This window comes from Campylobacter concisus, assembly GCF_003048675.2.
In the GTDB taxonomy this organism is placed as follows: Bacteria; Campylobacterota; Campylobacteria; order Campylobacterales; family Campylobacteraceae; genus Campylobacter_A; species Campylobacter_A concisus_F.
The window spans coordinates 1,362,904-1,384,778 of record NZ_CP060707.1; the positions used below are offsets into that span (position 1 = coordinate 1,362,904).

The following is a 21,875-nucleotide window of genomic DNA, read 5'->3' on the forward strand; positions in this document are numbered from 1 at the left end:
TTTGCCATAAATTTAGATAAAATTTTATTTTAAAATTTTATTTTTTTGTAAGGATTTTAAATGGCAAAACAGAAAAATGATAGTAATCTACATGATAGTCTTGATCTATTTAGTATGGCAGATGCTCATCCAGAATACTTTGGAGGTAATCTCAATTCAATTATAGAAAAAACGATTGATATAGATGCACAGATAAATGAGATAGAAAATAGCTTATTTGAAACTATAAACACAACAGATGTTACACAAAATGAAGAAACCATAATTAATCCTATAAAAAAATTCAATAATACCTTTGAGGACCTAAAACTAAGCGATGCCCTAGAACTAGGTGGGGAAAAGGATAGATTTAGAAAAAATATTGCAGCAATTAAAACTACTAACGAAATTTACCCAAAATTAGATCTTGCTAAGAAAGGCGAAATAGAACTAAATATTACAAGAGAGCAACAGCTAACAATAGCTAACTTTTCAGGCTGGGGAGGAATAAATGGACTATTTGATGAACGCAATGAAAAATGGAAAGATGAAAGAGAAGAGCTCAAGAAGCTACTTAGCGAAAGTGAATATGATGCTGCTAAACGTTCAAATTTAACTGCATATTATACGCCTAAAAATATCGTTTCGGCAATGTATAAAGGTCTCGAAAGACTTGGTATTAATGCCGATAGAGCAGATTTGAACAAAGAAATTCTAGAGCCTAGTGTAGGAAATGGTTCGTTTATTACGTTTAACAAAAACGATAATTTTCATTTTACTGGTCTTGATATTGAACCTCTTACAATTAAAATGAACAAAATTTTATATCCGAATCAAAAAAATAATAACATTGGCTACGAAAAATTTACTTATGATGAGCAGTTTGACGCAGTTGTTGGCAATCCTCCATTTTTAGATGTCCCACTTTTTGATAATAAGCATCAAGATTTATATGGTTCAGCCCATAATTTCTTTATACAAAAAGCCACACAATACAGTTTAAAAGAAGATGGAATAAGTGCTTTTGTAGTAAGTCGTCACTTTATGGATGCTAAATACAATTCAGCAAGAGATGAGATAGCGCAAAATCATACTTTCTTAGGTGCAGTGCGTTTGCCAAACAATGTTTTTAAGCACACAGAGGCTGAAACAGATATCATTTTTCTACAAAAAGGCAAGCATCCTGAGTATAACAAAGAAATATCCAATATTAAATCAACTCAAGTAGCACAAGATGGCACAGAATTAAATCAAAGCATAAACCATTATTTTATTGAAAACCCCCAAAACATACTTGCTAAGCCGGTCTTAAGAAATGGGCAATTTGGAAAAGCAATTTTTTATGATCCAAAAGACGATATAAATTTTAGTCTTGATACAGCAATAGAAAATTTTATAGAAAATCAACTTCCTACTAACGTATATAAGTGGAGAGAGCCGGCATCTATTATCGACTTTGCAATAGAAAGTTACGACGATGCCTATGATTATGTTAAGGATTTAAAAGAAAATAGCCTTTTAATCTATAATGATCAAATTTGCAAAATAACCTCGTCGATAAACGGAGAAATAAGAGCATCAAAAATTGAAGATTTAAGCCCTACCATCCAAAATAGAATTAAAAAGTATATACCCTTAAGAGACAAACTCAAAGAGCTCATTGCACTAGAGCAGACAGATATTAAAGACGATGATATAAAACTAAAGCAAACAAGAGAACAGCTTAATTTGCTACTAGACAACTATCATATTAGCGAAGGATTTTTATCTGGGAATAAGGCAGCATCATTTAAAAATCTAGATGTAGAGTTTAGCAAAGTCAAAGCTCTAGAAAAAAACTATAAAAAACCTGAACGTGCAAGAGATGGCAAAGAAGCCATAAAGGAAAGCTGCGAAAAGGCTAATATTTTACTTCGCCGAACAATAGGTTTTACTCCTGAAATTTTGTTTGACAATGAAAAGGATGGTGTATTAGTAAGCATGTATCAGTTTGGAAAGATCGATACAAACTATATTTCAAAAAAACTAGGAAAATCAAATATCGAAGTCGAAGATCAAATTATTGCAGAAAAACTGGCTTTTTACGATCCAGAAAAATTATCAAAAGGCGAAAGAGAGCTAATTTTTACTCCAATTTATCTTAGTGGAAATGTCAAGGAAAAATTAAAATCAGCAAAAAATCTACAAGACATTTATGCGGACTTAATGCAAAACAATATAGAAGAACTTAGCAAGGTCATACCACAAGATATTAGCTTTGTTGATATAGACACGAGGTTTGGCAGTTCTTGGATACCAATAAAATACTATGATGATTTTTTAAAGAACGAGCTAAAGACATCAAACTATAATAATGATGCATGGAAACTTCAAAATTTAGGTTCAATGGGCTGGCAAATAGACGGAGATAAATATCATCTTTCACAATATGCAACTTATAACTATTCCGTTGAAGTCAAAGGACTTACCACACAAAGACTAATTAATGGAAATTATGAAATACACCAAAATGTAGGTAACAATAAAAGCGTATATGACATTATAGAAAGTGCTCTAAATAATACACCTATAAAGATTATGGAAAAAACAAATGAGCCTTTGCTAGATAAAGAAGGTAATATTAAGAGAGATAAAGAAGGCAACATAGTCTTTAAACAAGTAATAAATCCAGAAAAAACAGCTGAAGCAAATGCGAAAGTTGAAATGCTAAAAAGCAAATTTAATGAATGGATATATAGCGACCGAGCTAGAGCAAAAGAACTAGAACGTATTTACAACGACAAATTTAACTGCTACGTTAAAGCCAAATTTAATGGAGATGGTTTAGAAATTTTAGGGCTTGATGGCAATATAAAACTTAGAAAGCACCAAAAAGATTCTATTTTTAGAAGCATGGTTCAAAAAAATATTTTACTTGATCACGAAGTTGGGGCTGGCAAAACATATGCAGCAATAGCTGCTGTTATGAAGCAAAAAGAGCTTGGGCTTGTAAAAAAACCTCTAATCATCGTTCCAAACAATCTTGTAACCCAATGGGATCAAAGTATTTTTGATGCATTTCCTAATGCTAATGTGCTAGTGGCAGACGAAAACTCTTTAAGCCCAAAAGAAAGAGACGAGTTTTTGGCTAAAGTAGCAAATAATGACTGGGATGCCGTTGTTATAAAATATACACAAGTAGAAAAACTACCAGTTCCTTTTGAAACACAAAAAAAGATACTTGACAAAGAAATTTATGAGCTAAAAGAAGCTCTTAGATATTACGAGGAACGTGATGAATCAACAAACAGACGTTCTGCACGTCAAGTTGAAAAAATGATAGCTAGAGTTGAAAAAAAAGTGGAAAAACTATTTGACGATAAAGCAAAATCCAAGACAATGGATTTTTCAATGCTTGGTGTTGATAGTATAGTGGTTGATGAGGCACATAACTTTAAAAATTTAGGCGTAATCTCTCCGATGAATGCAAAAGGCAAAGGAGCTAATACTTCAAGCAAGAGAGCATTAAATATGCTTGCACTTACTACCTATATTAACGACAAAAAAGATGGTAAAGTAATGTTTTTAACTGGAACTCCAGTATCAAACTCACTTAGCGAAATTTATAATATGCAGAGATATTTGCAGCCAAAAGAGCTTGAAAATTTAGGCATAGATAGCTTTTCAAATTGGGCTAGTAATTTTGCTGGTATAGATATTGCCCCTGTAAGAGATGCTAGCGGTCGCATAAAAATGGAAGCAAGGTTTTCATCACTTACAAACTTACCTGAGCTATCAAATATACTAAGCCAAACAACAGACACTATCACAAATGATGATATTAAAGCCTTTTCAAAGACATTTGTTCCAAATAAAGAAGTGATTTACGTAAAAAGTGAAAAATCTAAACGTATATCAGATTATATAGGGGAAGCTGATGAAAATGGAATTTACCCTAGATACTCAATTACTGGGCGACTTATTAGCATGGAAGGTGGAGGATATGATCCAAGCATCGATAACCCACTAAAAGTAACAAACGACGCAAAAAAAGCAAGTATTGATTTTAGACTAATAGATCCAACAGCCCCTGATTACCCAAATTCTAAAATAAATATCGCGGTTGATGAGATATTTAAAGAATGGCAAACTTGGGGTGATAAAAAGGGGACTCAGCTTGTATTCTTAGATGTTGGAACACCAAAAAGCACTAGTGATAAATCATTTAACTTAAAACTAGACGAGATATTAGCTAGAGAAGAGCAAAAAACAGAATATGTTGATGAATTCGAGAATATAAATGATACTTTAGAAAACAGCGAGGTATCAGTAGATGATCTTGATGAAAATGGAGAGGTTCTAAAAAAGGATGAATTTGATGATAGTAGATTTTTTCTTTATGGAGATATTTATAAAAAGCTAGTTGATAAAGGAATACCAAGAGAACAAATAGCATTTATACATGATGCAGTTAGCAACGAAGAAAAAGCGGATCTTTTTAAAAAAGTTAATGATGGTGAAGTTAGAGTTCTTTTGGGCAGCCGTGCAAAAATGGGAACAGGAGTAAATGTCCAAAGACGCATCACAGCACTTCACCACATAGATTGTCCATGGAGACCAAGTGATATAACACAAAGCAATGGAAGGGCGATTAGACAAGGTAATCTCTTTTATGAGAACGACCCAGAAAACTTTATAATCAAAGAATTTAGACATATTACTCCTGGAACGTTTGATGAAAGGAACTGGGAGTTGCAGAGCAAAAAGAACGAGGCTATATTAAATTTCAGAAGAGGTGTCGTCGGAGAACGTAGTTTAAATGGCTTTGAGGAGGATTTATTAAATTCAAATGAGGCACGTGCGGTCGCCAGCGAAAATCCTCTCATCTTTACAGAGTTTGAATTAAATGAAGCTATAAAAAAAGAGAGAAATGAGCTCAAACGATATAAAGAACAAGTTTTTTCTAATGGTGAGGAGCAAGAGAAAAACAACATTAGAATGGCTAACATAGAGATACAAATATCTAAAATAGATATCATTAAAGATATAGTAAAACAAAATACAAGCGAAAACTTTACTTGTAAAATGAACAAATATAAAGCCTCTATTGCAACTGGTGGTTTTGAGCCAATAGTGTATGACTTTAATATACCAAAAGATAAAAATGGCACAGATACTAACGAAATAGAAATAAAGCAAAATCAAATGGCAGACATCTTGCAAGATAATATAAATTTACTATTTGCAGAAAAAGAGACGCCAAGAGAGGTTGCAGAATATAAGGGCTTTAAAGTTATTGGAGAAGTTACAAATACAGCATTTAATGGAAATATTATATTTTTTAAGCTCGTAAACAAAGAATACGATATAGAGTTAGAACCAAGATCTCTTGAATATAATGACGATATATCAAAAGGTATTAGCGCAAGAGAACAAATTAGCCTTAGAGGCTTTTTTACAAGAATAAACAATGTCCTAAGTGATGAAGCCCTACAAAAGAGGCTAGAGAAAAATAAAAATGATCTAGAAAAATTAAAAGAATCAAATATTACTTTAAAAGAATGGTTAGCAAGCAACCAAGTTTATCCAAAGCAAGAACTTTTAAACAAACTTCAAAAAGACCTTGAAATTTGTAATTCCGAAAATGAGAAGATGATTGTAGACAGGCAGTATAAAAGTGAGTTTAAAAGTTCAGCACTAGAGGAATATAAAAATTGGGACAAAATTCAAAAAGAGAAGTTGCTTGAAAAGCTAAAAGAGCGAAACAATAATGATCAAGTAGAACGACCAGCATTTACGCAACCACAATATAAATTATCCAAACAAACAGAAGAAAAAAGCAGATCAATAGATACTGGCATCAGTCTTTAATATGGCACATTTTATAATTGTATTAAATAATTTAATACAATTATAAATTATTTAATATAGTATTAAACAATATAAATTTCTCAATAATCTAGAAGTAAATAATTATATACAATATTAAATTATATTATATTATTTAATATTATTTTAAACTTTTTATATTAAGATTCTTTTATATTTAAAACAAAGGAGAAAAGATGCTGCCGAATAAACCGCAAGATTATCCTAATAGTTTTCCAGCTCGAGTATGGTATACGCACCTTATAGAAGAAATCGGTGACGAAGCTATCGAAAAGCTTGGCTTTTATCCAAACGAAAGACTGCTTGACACAACAAAAGCCTTAGTAGCAAAACAAGATCAAGCACTAGCTAATTTTTTTAGTCAAAGAATATTTTGGGGAATTTTTTATAGCAGTAATGGCGGCATTGAAGAGTCTTTAGGCGTAGGCAATCGTAGGATAATTCCACTAATATGGTTTAGACAAATTGCCGACAGTAAGTTTGCTAACTCGCTTAAAGAGGTCGCAAAAATTGCAAAAAGTAATTTAGAACAACTTCTTTATGAAGGTATCTTGTATCAAGAATTTTTTGAGTTACAAATTTTAGTTAAAAAGGATAGCATTGAATGGCTAAAAAATAATGCTACCAAAAATGAGGTATTAAGTCATCATGGCTTTAACAATATGTTGGGATATAAATATTTCTTAAAAAGAATAAGAGAGGGATTAATGTTTTCAAATCAAGCTTTAGAGAATGGTTTTGATGAAAAAAAACTACCTCGTTTTAGTGAAATGGTAGCACAAGGAGATGGAGCATTTTTACCTTGTCCATTAGTTAAAAACGATCTACACTTTGGTGGTGGAAAATGGCAAATAGAATATGAGTTTGTCACAGATGGTGACTATTAATATATTAAATTTTAAAATAATTTAATATAGTAAAAAATAATTTAATACAAAGGAAAAAAAGATGAGATTACTAGGCAAAATTGCACTTGGTGCAGCAGCAACAATCATGCTTATTGGTTGTGGCGAAGGATCTAAGTATGGCGATAAAGAATATACATTTGAATATTTAAGGGATAATGAACAATTGCTAGTAGAATTGGTTCAGTGGTGCGAGTTAAACAAAAATGCAAATTTAAATACAACACAAATGAAAAACTGCCAAACTGCATATGACAGAAAATCAAGATTGACTCAAAAATGGGGAAATGAGCCAAGTAAATGGGAAAAATTAGTCGAGAAATACGGAACTAAAAAACAATAAGCATAGTCTAAAGGATAAAAAATGGTAATAGCAGTCTGCAATGAAAAAGGTGGTAGCGGAAAAACAAATATTGCTATAAATTTAGCCATAAAATTAGGTCTTATGAAAGATGACACTCTTTTAGTAGACGCTGATCCTCAAAGAAGTATAGATGTTTTTACTGATATTAGAGCTGATGCAAATTTACCACTACTATTTAATGCTGTCTCAAAACTTGGATCATCGATGTTAAAAGAGATACAAAGCTTAAAGCAAAAGTATGATAGTGTAGTAATTGATACTGGTGGACGTGATAGCCAAGAAATGAGACAAGCGTTAGCGGTTTGCAATATTGCTATTATCCCAGTTATTCCGAGCGATCTTGATATTGCCGTTTTGAACAAAATGATACTAGTTTTTAATCAAGCGAAAATTTACAATCCGAATTCAAAAGCACTAATAGTTATCTCTAAAGCTTCACCAAATCCTTTTCTAGCTAAAAAGGTAGAAGCACTACGTGAATATATTAGCGAAAAGAAGTTAGAAGATATTTTTCTAGCAAATAGCATAATCTATGAACGTGAGGCATATAGAAATGCCTTTTCAGCAGGAATGGGTGTGAGCGAATATTGCAAAGATAACGAAAACGCAAAGCTTGATTTCGAAGGCTTCTTTAACGAACTTGTCAATTTTGCTAATAATTAAAAACAATATTATATTATTTTATAAAGTTTAAAATAATATAATATATTTAATTAAAAGGCTAAAATCAAAGGAAGAAAAAAATAATGGCATACATATCTGGCTGGGAAGCTTTAAATATACCTAGGCTTGATGGTTCAATCGCCGACTGGCATCCACTGCTTTATTTTGCCAATAAAAACAATATAAAAACTTACGAGAATAATGAAATTTTAGGTTCTTTGGGGATACAAAGGCGATATGTAAAGATGCTTGATAAAGAAGAGTATGTAGCAAATTATGCAAGAGCGATAGCTGATTTAGTCTATAAAGGCGAAACAGCTGGTCTCAAGAACTGCGTGCAAGATTACTTGGATGATAACGAGGAAAGCGAACTTTTCAACTATTTAAAGCTTATAAATAAAAACAAAAAAGTTGATGATTTTATGAAATTTGAATTAACAAAGCTATATTTTAAGGATAAAAGATGCTAGAGCAATATCAAAAAGATAGAGTTAAACTTATAAAAGAAATTTTGCCATATCTTGGGGATACCTTTGTTTTAAAAGGTGGAACGGCACTTAGTTTATATTATGGGCTAAATAGATATTCAGAAGACATTGATTTGGATTGCACAACCAACAATATGAATTTTATAAACAAGCTAAAGCGCCATAAAGATTTTAGTAATTGGAATATAAATATTAAAAAAGATACCGACACTGTTTTTAGAGCAATGATAGATTATGGTGCAACCTCTCATTACGGCAGCTATCCACTAAAAATAGAAGTTAGTAGCAGAAACAAAGACCTACTGAGATCCAAGACTTTAAATTTTGAAAATATAAATGGTGTTAACGTCTATTGTGTGGATGAGCTTATAAAAATGAAAGGAGTTGCTTTTAGTGGCAGAGATAAAATTCGAGATTTTTATGATCTAGGGTATCTACTACAAACTTATCCTGACAAATTTAGCAAAGAAAATCTTTTTGGAATACGAGAAAAGATCTTTTACTGTGGCGAGGATGAACTAAATTTACTTTTAAAAGATGAAAGTTTGCAACATAAACTTATATCACAAGACAAAATTCACATAACTGATACTTATACTCAAGATGTATTAAGGCGTATCAATACTCTACTAGAGCCAGTAATACAAAGAGATGCAACACAATCTCAAAAACAGCAAAATGATAGTTCAAAAGCCGTTCTGTCTAGACTTGGTATAGCATATGTCAAAAAAGTAGAAAGTGGAGTCATAAAAATAAAAGAAACCAAGAATACAAAAGAAAAGGAAAGATAATGGGAATATTGGATAAGAAAAATGGATTTGCATTTGTAAACAATGCCAACATTGCAGCAAGTAGCAATGTGGAAGAATTTATAAACTCTGGTGCTGCAGATAGTAATGAAAAGAAAAAAAGCAATGCTGGACGTCCCAAAAAAGTGGGTGAAAAACCGGTATCGGTTGCAATATATCTTATGCCAAGCGAAAAAGAAAGACTAGAAAATGAAGCGAAAGCTCAGTTTATGAGCTTGTCTGGGTATCTAAAATTGAAAATTTTAGCATGACTACATGTAGGTTATGGCTATACCGTAAAGAAATAGAGATAATTAAAACAATCCCCAAAGATAACAAGCAGATGTGTCTATCTGTTAAAATCTTTTTTATTAAGACTATTAGCTTTTTTGCTATCAATATTTGTTGTATTTTCCACAACCTTTTGTTTGGCTTGTAAAATTTGAGCTTTGCTTGAGTCAGTTTTATTTTGTTTTGGATTAACATCTTTTGTTTGCGAGGATGGAGCAACAACTTTTGTGTCACTTCTGGAAAGAATTTTATATTCAGTCTTTTTCTTTTCAGCTTCACTGAGGGGAGTCAATTCAACTTCTCTCTTTCCTTCTACAGAACAATCCCACACATTCCTATAAAGAGTTTTTTCGCACCATTGTTTAGTTTTTTTATCATAAATTTTCTTTACAATCGGTTCCTGAGCAGTTACTGCAAACCTAGCATAATCTCCATTTGTAATATTATAATCTTCCATTAACTGCCTTAAATGCTTGCCCCAAAGAATAGTTTCTTTCCCTTTACTTGTCTCAAATTTAACATAATACGACTCTTCGGTATGCTCATCTAGTGAAAAATTATATTTTGCTTCACCATATCCAGTTATCTTGTAATGATGCGGCTTATGTCCATCCCAAACGTCTGGAAATTTATTCTTAGAAAATTTCTTATTTTTATAAGAAAAATTTGTTGCTTTATATCCCAAATCGGTTAAATTCTTTGCAAACTCATCACGCATCATATCCAAATCAGCTGGAGAAATTTTAATTCTTTTTCCATTACAATCAACACTTTTTAAATCCAAATGGCAATGAGGATTATCTGTGTCATTATGGACTGCTAATATAAAATGATTATTTAAAAATCTTTCTTTAATGGTTTTTATTGCAGCATTTTTAATTTCCTCGACAGGGATATTATTTTCACCTTTCATAGAAAAACCATATGCACTACCTCGTCTTTTAATTTTAGTTTTTCAACATCATGTTTATTGGGAATATCATAAACCCCATCTTGGAATGTTGCAGCTATTTCATTTATATCATTAATAAAAATTTCATTATCACTTTCTAAAGGATCATTAATAAAAAACATCAAGTAAGCCGTCTCGGCTAATATATTTTATATGGCTTTTTAAGTTGATTGAAAATTTTTGATCCTTGCCAGTAATTTTTATCAAGACTTGAGAATTATATCCACGTCTTTTAGTTAAAAGTTTAGTTGTATGCTCTCTTTCATTTTTTTAGTAAATTTCTTGAGAAATAAAAACCTTTGCTTAAAAGATACTTATTCCAAATCTTATCTTTAAAAACTTTGAGGAGAAGCGAAATATTTTCTCTGCTCAAACTCGCTCCAGATAGCTTTTAAAATTTTTCATCATCCAAATATGATTTTTAATTTATGACTCATTTTAATTTAGCCTGTAAAAAAATATTTTTTGTTCTTTTTATAAAAATTGTCAGTCTCTTGAACTTGTTTATTTATTCTATTTATTAAATTATCAATAGCATCTTTTTCAAAAGAAGCAGAAGTATTTTGTTGAATTGCTTTTTACAAAAATATTTAAATGCTATACCAATGCGTTTAACCAAATAATTCATTTTTGCAAAATTCATTTATTGTATCGTTACTTAAAGTATTTTATCATCGTAAAGGTGGCTCAAAACCAAAAATTTTGAAAACTTATTTACACTAGAAAAACCATTATCCTTTGCAAGTTGTTTTAATTTTTAAATTCAACATCGGTAAAAAATTTCTTAACCTCTTTGATATTTTTCTCTAGTAAGCTCAGACCTTTTTATTTTTTTAAAAAGTGGATAATTTTCTTTTTACGGCATCAATAATTTTATTATCTCTCTCTAAAAAGAACAAAAAGTAAATTGATTGCTTCATTTAATGATTTTACCCCCATTTTTCTTTTTAAGGTTTGTAGTAATTAAATTCTCAACATCTAATCTAAAAGTTTTTTTAATTCTTTAGCCATAATTCAAAAAACCCTCCATTTCCTATTTACCAGAAAAATTTTTGCAAAGCAAAAAAATTACAAGAGCCTCGTAGAGTATTTTGCCTTTTTCTCAAATATTTTGTATTACAAAAATAGGAGAAAAAGGCTATCCTGCAATCTACTATTTTATGTAACTGCTTTTATTTCTTTATTCATTTTTAGATTATAACACAGCTTTTATCAAAAAATACCAAGAATATGTTATAATAACAAAAAATATCAGAACAAATAAAATAACCAATAAAAAGAAAAAGGTTATGCATGAATTTGATATTCTGTTTTTAAATATAAACGTCAAAAATTATCAAAACATAAAAAGGAGCTATACAATGTCAAAACTTACAGCAGCAGAGAGACTTCTAAAAAACGAAGAACAACTTAAGAAACTTTCAGAGCAAAGAAAGCAATTATTAAATGCTATCAAAGAAGAAAATGAGCAAAAATTTAAGGATATAGGCATAAAGATCATAAAAGCAGTTGAAACAAATGAGCAGTTTAAAATTGATTTTTTAAACCTTATCAAAGAACACAATATAGGAATAGAGTTTTAAATTTTATTAATAAATAGCAAAACGCCATAAAAATTAATGAAATGAACTGCTAGAGACTAAAGGAATAAAGAATGATGCTAGAAACATTATCAACAAATTTCGTAGATTTTATAAATTATACGTTTTCAGCTTTTTCGATTATGCTTTTGACGACTGGAATGTTTTTGTCATATCCATTTTTAAGAGGTGAAATCGAAGATGAGGAAAATGAAAAAGAGGCAATGGCTTTTACTATCGGCTTTGTCATAAGTATTTTTTTATGACTATGATATGTCTTTTAGTGATGATCATAACGCCTATTTATGCGATGCTTAATGGGATAAATATAATTGAATTTATAAAAAGTCGCATTTAGTATCGTTGGTTACGCAAAGGACAATGGGGATGAGGCTGATATTTTTAATGCTAATTATCCTTCTCGTTAATTTTTTTAGTCATTGCTTGGATAGGTGGTTTAATAACCAAGTTTTGGGGAAATAAAATTTTTATAAAAAAACAGATAAAGTAGAAGAAATATGATAAAAGAACAAAAGTTACAAAACCTAGTGAATAATGCTAAATATATATTTTCGTTAATTGCGCAAAGAGATAGGCTAAATTCTAATATAGCCAACTTAAAAGCGGATGTTGAAAAGGCTGGATATGAGATAGGTGAAGATGATAATGGAAAATTTCTAGCACGTAAGCTAAAAAGAAAAGTTGATAAAATTTATCTGTAAAAAGGAGCAAAATCTACTATTTATTTAAAACTATTTTTCCTTTCTTGGAAAATATGATTGTTCCATTGAAATCTTTAACTATATCGTTTAACTGCTGCAAGCTTACTGGATTAATAACTTCAATAGGGTATTGTCCAGTTTCTTGATATATCTTTCTAATTTCCAATATATCGATTGTTTTTGAACAAGAAAAACATTCCACAAACTGCAAGGCAAGAATAAGTAATAGATAAAAGAGTTGAGCATATTTTATAAAAAAATATCTAATTATAATCATGTTTGAATAACCTTCTTGATTTATTCTTTACTTGTATCAAAATAACCCAAAGTAAGCAAGGTTAAGAACGATACTATTACGACCATTAGAAAACCAATAAAAAAGATATCAACTATCATTCGTTAGCCATCACTTCTTAAAACTATTTTTAATTCATTGATAGTCTTAATTTTTAATAAAATATTTAATAGTTCATCGCCGCCAAAAAACGTCGGATACGAATTTTCCTTATCATAGTCCTTTATACATTGTTTTAACTCATTTACTAGCGGATCAAGATCGTTATTTATTATTTCAATATCTACACAATAGCCTCCTACAGATGCTCGTATTGTTGAATACCCATGTTGATCAACATTAGATATAGGCTCAATATTAACGGGAATGGCAGTTAAAAACTTTAAATTGCTTTTGTTTATAGAGAGCTGGTTGCTATTGGCTACTTTTGCACTTTCAAAATCATTGGTTGATACTTCAATTTTATGAACGTCGAAATTTACTTGTTCTGATTTTGGTGTTTTATTCATTATTCTGCTCACAAATACCTTTTTATTACAATTTTGATATCCTCTTAATCGTTTAATATCAAAAAGTTTTCCATCAAATTTGTCAAATAATTTCCAAAGCGTATTACGTCCAACCGTTTCATAGTAGTTTTTATTTGCAAGTTTTTGTATGGCTATTGCAAGATCGCTTTGACAAATTTCACCTTTTTGATCAATAATTTCTTGTGCCAGTTGTAAAGATATCTTTTCTTTGTCGCTTAGCCCAATAAAATCATCTTCAATAAATTTTAGATCTAATTCCCTGGTATCAATTAAAGCAACCATCTCTTTTGTATGGCTTCTCTTTTTCTTTGGTTTTAAGCTAACAATCATTTCATTGTCGTTGATAGAAATAGAGCTGTCACTTTCGTTTTGTAAATAGTAAGCTTCATCAACACTATCCATGAAGGCTGTAGCGCCTTTATAATTCTCATCGTTTTTATCCATTCCCTGCTTAGGTTGGTGGTGGAGGAATATAATAGTAGCACCCTTGTCTCTCAATCCTTGCAGGTCTGCCATAAATCTTGTTATATTATCATCTTTACTTAGACTACCTTTTATAAAATTTCTAATACTATCTATAATAATAAGTCGATTTTTTATTTCACCTGCTTTAAATTCTCTGTTTAACTTTTTAAATATAGTAAATCTATGCGAGCTGTTAGAGAGAATATATTTTATTTTTCCATTGCTATTATCCATAATTTTATCGACTTGCCTACTCTGTAATATATCAATGCCGTTATCAGCATCCATATAAACAATTTCATCTAGATTAACATTGTTTTTCACTAAGTAATTACAAAGATGGATAGCAAACATGCTCTTGCCTGCACCAGCACCAGCATATACCATATTTAAGCTCTGTTTTGAAAGGAAATTCGGTATCAACCATTCAAAATTAGCATTTTCAATATCCAAAGCAGTGAATTCCTTGACATTTATGATTTTATTTGATAGAATATCAGTGCTTTTGTGGGTTGTGCTATGGTGGTGGTTCCGCTTCATATCACAACCTTTTTTCTTTTACTGCAAATCATTATCTTCTTTCCTGTTCTATTAACCATTCTTTTACACTCTCCAGTCTATATAATATTCTTTTACCTATTCTTATATATGGTAAAGGAGGGATCTTTGCTTTACGTTTCTCAGTATAATTTACACTAAATCTAAGCCTAGTTTGTTTATCTATGCTTATTCCAAATAATTCTTCGAACTGCTCTGGAGTAATAAATTCATTCTTTTTTTCTATTTTTTCATCTACTACATCAATCATAAAAAGATAACCTCCTAAAAAATCTAATATCATTTTATATCTCACAACCTTATACTACTCTTAATACATTAACAAATAATTTTATATTTGCTAAAAATAAATAAAAAAAGGAAAAATTTTATGAAAAACAAATGGATGCGGCGACAAACTAAGAAGATTACGCAATGCCTATGGACTTACTCAGAGTGAGTTTGGTGATAAGATCGGAATAAGTAGAGTTAGGGGTAAATTCTTATGAAAAATAATATAAACCCACTTCCTATACAAGTCAAATACAAAATTGCTGAAGCTACTGGTTTTGGAATTGACTACTTTTGATACAGATATTGATATAGCTGCTGCAATCAGCAAATATAATATTGAAACCGACAATGGCAAGCTTCAAATAAGAGCTAATTCTGAAAGTATTTGCACAATTTATGATGATCTATATGATTTTGCAAACCAAAAAGAAAGCATTGATCCTTACTTACAAAGTATTAAAAATTCTTTTTCAAAACTATTTAATCTATCAAAGCCACATGACTATAATTTTATTACCGTAACAAACAATAAGGCAACGCCATTCGCAACAGATGGAGATATTTTAATTATTGTAAGAGATAACACCCCAAGAGATAATACCCTCTTAGTTTTAAGAGTTAATAATGAGGTATTAATTAAGTATTGCCGTATAAACCCTTTTAATCAAAACCTTAAGTTTTTCAAGCAAAGATGATTTCTCCAATATTGAACTTTCTCAAAACGAACTTAATAAAATAGAAATTTTAGGATACGTCATAAACATTTTTTTAAGAATTATCAACCTAAATATATTGAAGAGTGATTTTAAATTTATTTTCTCTTTATCTGTCTGGGGTTTGGGGGCTTGCCCCCATGTTTTAAATAAAAGTCCAAATTTTTGCTTTAGCAAAAATTTGGTTTACCTATTGTCTATTGTTTTTTTAGCTCTTTTTCAAAAAGACAATAGTATCCCTTCCTTTATACTTTTTCGTAAGTGTAATATATTTTTATCAATAATAAACAGCTAATTATAAGTCTTATATAATTAATGTATAGTAAATATCATAAAGACCTATTAGATGATAAAAAAAGTATTTTTATAGAGTAATGATGTATTTACTTTAGATCATAAGGCTCTATTATTTGCTGAATATTATTAATACAATAGTCCCTGGTGAACCCACCACCTACTTTTTCAAGCTTTAAATTTCACTATTTTTCATTAGATTTCAAAATTACCAAATTTAAAACAATCTGCTTTTTAATAACGTCAAAGTGAAATTTAAATCTACTTTGACATAAATTTAAAATTTATACTCGATCTTTAAACCACCACTTATGCCGTAGTTTTTATCATTATCAAGCATGCCACTTAGCTGAGAAGAGAGAACCAAATTTTCGCTAAGCTTGGTATCTGAGTTTAAAGTAAGCTTGTAGCTTAGCTTATTGTTATCAAGTTTGTAATCAACATACTCATTTGAATTATTAAGTGAAACATAAGACTTATCTTCTGAGTTATATACACTTTGTTTTACTAAAAATTGCACGCTAAATGCGTTTTTATCGCTGTTTAAAGCATATTCTACTCCTGCTGCCACAGCCACATTAAAGTCATTGGTGCTCTTTTGATCATATCGGTCATTTTTAAATCCATCAGTGCCGTTAGCGCCAAGCTCTAGCGCAAGTAGAGGCTTTATGCTTTGCTCAAACTCGCCACTTTTAGAGAGTGAAATTTTATATTTATAGTAGTTGCTTGAGAGGATGCCTCTGCCTTTTATACTAGCTTTTTGCGCCTCATCTAGGCTGCGTTTTGAGCTTATAAAGGCAAAATTTAGATTGCTTTGTATCTCATGAGGTCCCCTTTCAAAAAGCCCATACGCACCAAAACTATAAATTTTAGCATCGTCTTTTAATATATCTGAGCTAAATTTAGCCTTGCTTACTCCAGCGCTTACACCTAAGATAAACTCGTCATAACCTCTGTCATAGCCGATATTTGTACCATAAAATTTAAGGTCGCCATCGCTTATTTTATCTTTAAAATAAGCACCATTTACATTTGCCCAGAAGTTGTTTCTCTCCCTGCTAGCTTCTGCTGCTTCGTAAGCCATCTTCGCACTTGGCATGATGTCGCTTTCAAGTCCAGCTAGCTTAAACTGCGAGATATCAGCCTTTGCCCTTAGCTGCGTGACCTGAAATAACCTAGAGTTCATCAGCTCATTGCTGTTTTGCAAAGCTTTTATGCTCACTTTAAGAGCTGAAGTAGAAATTTCTTTCATCTCTTTATCTGCTTTTTGCACCAGTTTTCTTAGCGCCTCGTCGTCACCGCTCGAGATTGCTTGCACAAATTCAGGCGTGCCTTTTAGCATGCTTAGGATTTTATTTTCTCTTTGGCTAAATTTAGAAACCCTCTCTTGTACTATATTTGGCGAAACGGATGGATTTTCTCCCTTTTTGTCACTTAGCTTCATCACTATATTGCCACCATTTATGGCATAGGTCATAAACAAATCCCCGAATTTTTGCTCGTTGTTAAAGATAGCGCCCTCATTTATGATGCTTTGTGCGCTTACTAAAGTATATGTTTTATCAAGCGCCATGCCGCCTTTAAGTGCTGCAGTAAAATCAACATCAAATTTCATCCCAGCGCCAAGGGTTAAGACCTTTTTAAAGTCAAGTACTGGCTCATTTTCACTGCCAAAGCTCTTTATCTTTAGGCTCTTTTTTACGACACTATCAGGCTCAAAGCCAAGCTTTTGCGCGCCACTAACCTCTAAATTTTCTACCTCAAATTTACCATCGCCTAAGAGCACATCTTTAGCTAAAGGCGTATCTTTGCCGTTTATAACTAGCTCTTTTAGCTTAGTTGTACCGCCTCCTACTTTTAGCAGACTATCGCTATCCATGACGATTTTATTGTCAAATTTAACGTCTTTAACGAGTAATTTTCTGCTCTCAATATCCTGGCGATACTTTAAACCATCATCATAGGTGTTTGAGCCATCAAATTTATCTATATAGTGAGTTAGCTCGCCACTTAAATTTATGACCGAGTTTTTAGCTGTGATGTCGCCATTTAGCTTAGCATCTTTACCTATGGTAAGCTCTGTTGATTTAAGCTTTACGCCATCTTTTGCACTAAATTTTCTCTCGTCCCAATCAGGCTGAGAGAGTGTGGATGGGCGAGTTAGATCCATATAGGCTGGCTCGCTTAGACCAGTTGCGGCTATCTTGCTCTTTGCTAGGGGAGTTAAAACGCTAGCATCGCCAATGGCGTGCGTCTTTGGATGACCTTGGAGCGTAACCTTGGCATCTTCTAGGCTCAAAGCACCATCAATGTCAAATCCCACGTCAAAAACAAGCTCCTTGCCCTGCCCGCTATGTTTTAGCTCTATATTTTTATCAATGCTTGCGTGAAATATCGTATCTTTGCCACTTTCGCCGTTTATAGTAAGCGTCGCCCTTTGTGAGTTTTCATTTGTTATCTTCGCATCGCTTGAGTTAGCTGATATATTGTTAAAAGTCTGATCAAAGCCATTTAGATCAAGTGCTCCGCCACCATTGCCAAAGAAAATTTTATCATTTAAATTTTCATTCACGCCAAGCCTTAAGAGCCCTCTGCCACTTGTTAGATAAATTTTATCAAAGGCGTTTAAAGCCCTTAGCTCAACCACGCCATCGCCTAGCCTTAGTGGTTTGTTGCCACTTGAGCTTACTATCAAGCTGCCTTTGCCTAGCTTATGCACGCTTGTGTCTGAAGTGACGTTTAAATTTAAACTAGCGCCCCGAGCTATGTCAAAACCTGCAAATTTCGCTATCTTGCTACCATTTGTGCTATTTAGAGTAAAGTCGCCACTATTTACGACGATACCGCCATGTCCTAAGTCTAGGTTAGTGCTTAGCGTGATATTTGAGCCATTTGCGCTACTAAATATATTATCTTTATTTTGCACTAGCGCGTTACCTAGGACATTTACGCCACTTACTAAATTTTCATACCCTTTTTTATAGTCGTTAAAATCTCTTGCAGTAACGATAGAAGCGTAGTTTTTATTATCCTCAACTCCGGTTAAAACGCCTACTAAGACCCATTTTTGAGCTACCGTGTCATAGACAAAAAACCCAGAGCCGCTATCTCCTGGCAAAAGTCTATTTCTAAAGCCTCTGTTTGAAGTCATAAATAGATAGACCCCGGGCTTACTTACACTTGAGTAATGGCTCTTATAAACTGCCGAGTACGCTACTCCAATCTCATTTACGCTTGCGCCAAGTGCGTTATTTACTATATTTTGGTGCTCAAACTCAGTAGCGCTCATCACCTCAGCAAAGCCATCTGAATCGCTTTTTGGCTTTTCAAGGGCAAGTGAGCCTGTGCCAGCCTCGTATGCAAGGATGTTCTCGCCGCTAGCTCCGCCGCTATTTTTTATATCTCTAAAACGATCTTCTATCTTGTTTGCATTAGCCTCATCTTTTGTTTGATCTTGGCTAGAGATCTCCAAATTTGGCACATCCAAAGGATCGATCTGCCCTTCGACTATGTATTTTGAAGTGCGAAGATACGTTGTGTCTGCGCCATAAAGTTTTTGTGTAGAATTTGTCGCGTATTCATAAAGCGTATTGCCAAACCAGCCTCTGTTTTCATTAAAATTTGTAGCAGCTGAGGCAAGAAGTGTGTGATTTGCCGTCACCACAAAATTTCGCCCAAGCGCAGTAAAGTTGCCTTTATTATTTCTTGCGTTGTTGTTTGGGATCTTATTAAACGTAAATTTAGCGCCGTTTCTTTGGGCAAATTCTAGTGGAGCGTCTGTGGCTTTAAAGATGCCTTTGTTTTGCGCAAGATCAAGGTAATCTCTATAAAAATTTGTCCCTATATCCATGACCTGAGCATCTAAGCAGCTACATAAAATGCTTGATAAAACAAGAGAAATACTAAGATTATTTTTCAAGATAAACCTCCATTTTTAAGATAAATTCCATTTAAATCGCAAAAGGCATTATATACCTTTTTAAACCTTTTGATGATTAAAATCTTAATTATTTTTTAAACGATAAATTTACTTTAGCAAATTTATCCCTGCGCTTTTTAAACATGTTTTATACTTTCATAAATTTATAGATATTACTTTGACGTAAAACAATGATAATACCTAGCATCTTTCACTACAATCTCCACAAAATAAGAATTTAGCTATACATATTTTATAAATTTATCCGATATGGCTTAGACTAAAACAAGGAAAGATATGAAAGAAAAAAAGCTAATCATAAAAGACATTCAGGGTGAAATTTACGTCATAAGCCAAGATGGAAGCATAAAAATGCTAAAAGATGGCGATGAAATTTACGCTGGTGAGAAAATTTTTACTAAAAATTTAGATGCCAAGATCACTTTAGAAGATGGCGAGCAGGTAAATTTAAGCGCTCATCAAAGCATAAATTTAGATGAAATTTTAAAAATCTCAGCAAAAGAAGCAGATGAGCAAAGCGATCACTCTAACGGCTTTGGCGCAAGCGAGGGCATATCTTTAAGTGCGGCGAGCTTTGTCACAAGCGGACATAGCGCAAATATCCATCAAATTTACAACCAACACAGATCTTTAGAGCCAAACGTAAGTAGCGCCCAGCCAAGTGAGCTAAAAAGCGCCTCAGGTGCCTCTAGCACGCTGGTAGAAAAAAGCGGTGGCGTTGCAGAACCAAAAGAAGAGCCATTTATAGATACCATAAATGTGTTAAAGGTCACAAACAGAGGACTAGACGCAGATATATGGCTTTATGACTCAGCTAGAAATGGCGGGCGAGGGCTTGATTATTATGATATAGAGCATAATAGCAAAAGCATACTAAAAGAGTGGAGTGCAAGCCATCACGTAAGTGCGACAAGTACTTTTAATGACCTATATTACTATAGTGGGCAACAGGCTGATCCTGGATATTTCGACACATCAGATTCAGCTAAAGCTAGCAGACTACGCGACCGTACTCCGACAGCTATGGAGCTCGCTAGGATAGGCAGAGCTTCAAATGCAGACTATGCCAATGATAGACTAAGCGAAAATATGACCAGCCCCTTCAAGCCACACAATTTAAACGGACACTATAAACTATATGATTCCAAGATAACAGCAGATGGAGTAATGGTCAGCATGGATGGCTGGATATTTATAAAAAATCGTAGTGATATTAACAATTTTTATTATGATGCAAAGCCTGAAAGGCAAAGTATTAAGTTTGAATTTGATGGTAGAGAAATTTCATGGCAGCCATTTGGATCGGCAAGTAAAAATGGCGGCAGAGATGAAGGCAATGCCTCACAAGGCGTAAGCACAAGTAGCCTAAATTTAACAGAAGACTACGGCTTTTATAAAGTACGTATAGAAGTATCTGATGATAGATATAGTTATAATTTTACAGCATTCTCTGGCATCAGCCCTACTAATAAAATTATTTCAGATGACCCTAACATAAAACTAGTCAGCAACGCCTATATGGAGGCTCTTGCTCAAAAAGGCCTTGTAACAAAAGAGAGCGATACATTCTATAAGGCAAAAGAAATAAATGGTGTGAAATTTGGCGATAATGCAAGCGACTTTGATAAGCCATTTGACCTAAAATTTGAAGGCACTAAAGACGTTGGCAGCAACGATGATGACAAATTTATCTTTAACTCACACGATATCGACGCAAAAGGTGGTAAAGACACGCTACTTTTTACCCAAAACGTGGATCTAACAAAGATAGAGGAGCTAGATAAGCGCCTTGAGAGCTTTGAGCGCATCGAGCTTGACGGCACAAAGGCAGTAAAGCTAAAGCTAAACGGGCAAAACATAAGCGACATGATAGACTCCAACCCTACCAAAGGGCCTGATGGCTTAGAGAGCCTAAACACCATCCTTAAAATTTCAGGCGATAGTGACGACGTGGTGCAGCTAGTTGGAAATTTCGTAAAGGCCACAAATGGCGAAGTAGCCGCCCTAAATGCAAAAAATAGCGTCATCGGAGCTGATGATAACAAGCTTGCAGTAGAGCCAAGTGGCGAAGCGGTCAATCAAGTCTATAGAGGCGAAAACAACGCTGGGCAGACATTTTTTGTCGAGATAGATAAAAACGTGCATGTCGAGGTGATGTAGTAAATTTACAAGAGCTAAAGACCTCATCCCAAAAAGCCACAAAACTA

The 21,875-nt window shown here is 32.8% G+C and carries 17 protein-coding genes and 1 pseudogene; 13 read left to right on the forward strand and 5 right to left on the reverse strand.

Annotated elements, in window-relative coordinates; translation table 11 throughout:
• The first annotated feature begins 60 nt into the window (after positions 1 to 60).
• From CVT00_RS06875 to CVT00_RS06905, 7 genes are all read left to right on the forward strand, one after another.
• Entirely contained in the window at positions 61 to 5,829 is a 5,769-nt protein-coding gene (locus CVT00_RS06875; RefSeq protein ID WP_107916042.1) for an SNF2-related protein, read from the forward strand.
• A 194-nt stretch (positions 5,830 to 6,023) separates the two neighbouring features.
• A complete protein-coding gene (locus tag CVT00_RS06880) occupies positions 6,024 to 6,734 on the forward strand; it encodes a hypothetical protein (RefSeq protein WP_107916083.1) in 711 nt (236 codons plus the stop codon).
• A gap of 61 nt (positions 6,735 to 6,795) precedes the next feature.
• A complete protein-coding gene (locus CVT00_RS06885) occupies positions 6,796 to 7,095 on the forward strand; it encodes a hypothetical protein (RefSeq protein WP_103568037.1) in 300 nt (99 codons plus the stop codon).
• A 21-nt stretch (positions 7,096 to 7,116) separates the two neighbouring features.
• Positions 7,117 to 7,779: an AAA family ATPase gene (locus CVT00_RS06890; RefSeq protein WP_103568038.1), complete on the forward strand. Its 663-nt coding sequence runs from the start codon at positions 7,117 to 7,119 to the stop codon at positions 7,777 to 7,779.
• 83 nt (positions 7,780 to 7,862) lie between these two features.
• Positions 7,863 to 8,249 (forward strand): hypothetical protein, encoded by a 387-nt coding sequence (locus CVT00_RS06895; RefSeq protein WP_103568039.1) that lies wholly within the window; start codon positions 7,863 to 7,865, stop codon positions 8,247 to 8,249.
• Positions 8,243 to 9,058: a nucleotidyl transferase AbiEii/AbiGii toxin family protein gene (locus tag CVT00_RS06900; RefSeq protein WP_103588999.1), complete on the forward strand. Its 816-nt coding sequence runs from the start codon at positions 8,243 to 8,245 to the stop codon at positions 9,056 to 9,058. The genes CVT00_RS06895 and CVT00_RS06900 overlap by 7 nt, the downstream gene beginning before the upstream one ends.
• The gene (locus CVT00_RS06905; protein ID WP_103588998.1) at positions 9,058 to 9,327 is read left to right on the forward strand and encodes a hypothetical protein; all 270 of its coding nucleotides are present in this window, start codon (positions 9,058 to 9,060) and stop codon (positions 9,325 to 9,327) included. Before CVT00_RS06900 ends, CVT00_RS06905 begins: the two co-directional genes overlap by 1 nt.
• 77 nt (positions 9,328 to 9,404) lie before the next feature.
• On the opposite strand, the gene CVT00_RS06910 is transcribed toward CVT00_RS06905, so the two are convergent.
• Together CVT00_RS06910 and CVT00_RS06915 are read right to left on the reverse strand one after the other, a co-directional pair.
• Complete coding sequence (locus tag CVT00_RS06910; protein WP_196376846.1) at positions 9,405 to 10,259, reverse strand: relaxase/mobilization nuclease domain-containing protein; 855 nt, start codon at positions 10,257 to 10,259, stop codon at positions 9,405 to 9,407.
• Complete coding sequence (locus CVT00_RS06915) at positions 10,256 to 10,420, reverse strand: hypothetical protein (RefSeq protein ID WP_196376847.1); 165 nt, start codon at positions 10,418 to 10,420, stop codon at positions 10,256 to 10,258. Before CVT00_RS06915 ends, CVT00_RS06910 begins: the two co-directional genes overlap by 4 nt.
• Before the next feature lie 1,239 nt (positions 10,421 to 11,659).
• Between CVT00_RS06915 and CVT00_RS06920 the strand changes: the two genes are divergently transcribed.
• The 3 genes from CVT00_RS06920 to CVT00_RS06930 all read left to right on the forward strand — a co-directional run bounded on the left by CVT00_RS06920 (position 11,660) and on the right by CVT00_RS06930 (position 12,600).
• Positions 11,660 to 11,881, forward strand: a complete 222-nt coding sequence (locus tag CVT00_RS06920) for a hypothetical protein (protein ID WP_103596814.1) — start codon at positions 11,660 to 11,662, stop codon at positions 11,879 to 11,881.
• Between the two features lie 71 nt (positions 11,882 to 11,952).
• The gene (locus tag CVT00_RS06925) at positions 11,953 to 12,144 is read left to right on the forward strand and encodes a hypothetical protein (RefSeq protein ID WP_196376848.1); all 192 of its coding nucleotides are present in this window, start codon (positions 11,953 to 11,955) and stop codon (positions 12,142 to 12,144) included.
• 252 nt (positions 12,145 to 12,396) lie between these two features.
• Positions 12,397 to 12,600: a hypothetical protein gene (locus CVT00_RS06930; RefSeq protein ID WP_103596816.1), complete on the forward strand. Its 204-nt coding sequence runs from the start codon at positions 12,397 to 12,399 to the stop codon at positions 12,598 to 12,600.
• Between the two features lie 399 nt (positions 12,601 to 12,999).
• On the opposite strand, the gene CVT00_RS06935 is transcribed toward CVT00_RS06930, so the two are convergent.
• Together CVT00_RS06935 and CVT00_RS06940 are read right to left on the reverse strand one after the other, a co-directional pair.
• On the reverse strand, positions 13,000 to 14,430 hold the full coding sequence (locus tag CVT00_RS06935; RefSeq protein ID WP_103596818.1) for an AAA family ATPase: 1,431 nt from the start codon (positions 14,428 to 14,430) through the stop codon (positions 13,000 to 13,002).
• A 31-nt stretch (positions 14,431 to 14,461) separates the two neighbouring features.
• A complete protein-coding gene (locus tag CVT00_RS06940) occupies positions 14,462 to 14,698 on the reverse strand; it encodes a DNA-binding protein (RefSeq protein WP_103567046.1) in 237 nt (78 codons plus the stop codon).
• A 154-nt stretch (positions 14,699 to 14,852) separates the two neighbouring features.
• On the opposite strand from CVT00_RS06940, the pseudogene CVT00_RS10490 reads away from it, so the two are divergent.
• Positions 14,853 to 14,936: pseudogene (locus CVT00_RS10490) on the forward strand (hypothetical protein); the annotation flags it as partial.
• A gap of 66 nt (positions 14,937 to 15,002) precedes the next feature.
• On the forward strand, positions 15,003 to 15,416 hold the full coding sequence (locus tag CVT00_RS06950) for a S24 family peptidase (protein ID WP_230853734.1): 414 nt from the start codon (positions 15,003 to 15,005) through the stop codon (positions 15,414 to 15,416).
• Positions 15,417 to 16,005: 589 nt separating this feature from the next.
• Here the strand turns inward: CVT00_RS06950 and CVT00_RS06955 are convergent.
• Positions 16,006 to 19,647 carry a S6 family peptidase gene (locus CVT00_RS06955; protein ID WP_107916021.1) on the reverse strand — a complete coding sequence of 1,214 codons (3,642 nt, stop codon included), beginning with the start codon at positions 19,645 to 19,647 and terminating at the stop codon, positions 16,006 to 16,008.
• 297 nt (positions 19,648 to 19,944) lie between these two features.
• Between CVT00_RS06955 and CVT00_RS06960 the strand changes: the two genes are divergently transcribed.
• Complete coding sequence (locus CVT00_RS06960) at positions 19,945 to 21,828, forward strand: hypothetical protein (protein ID WP_107916023.1); 1,884 nt, start codon at positions 19,945 to 19,947, stop codon at positions 21,826 to 21,828.
• Positions 21,829 to 21,875 lie beyond the last annotated feature (47 nt).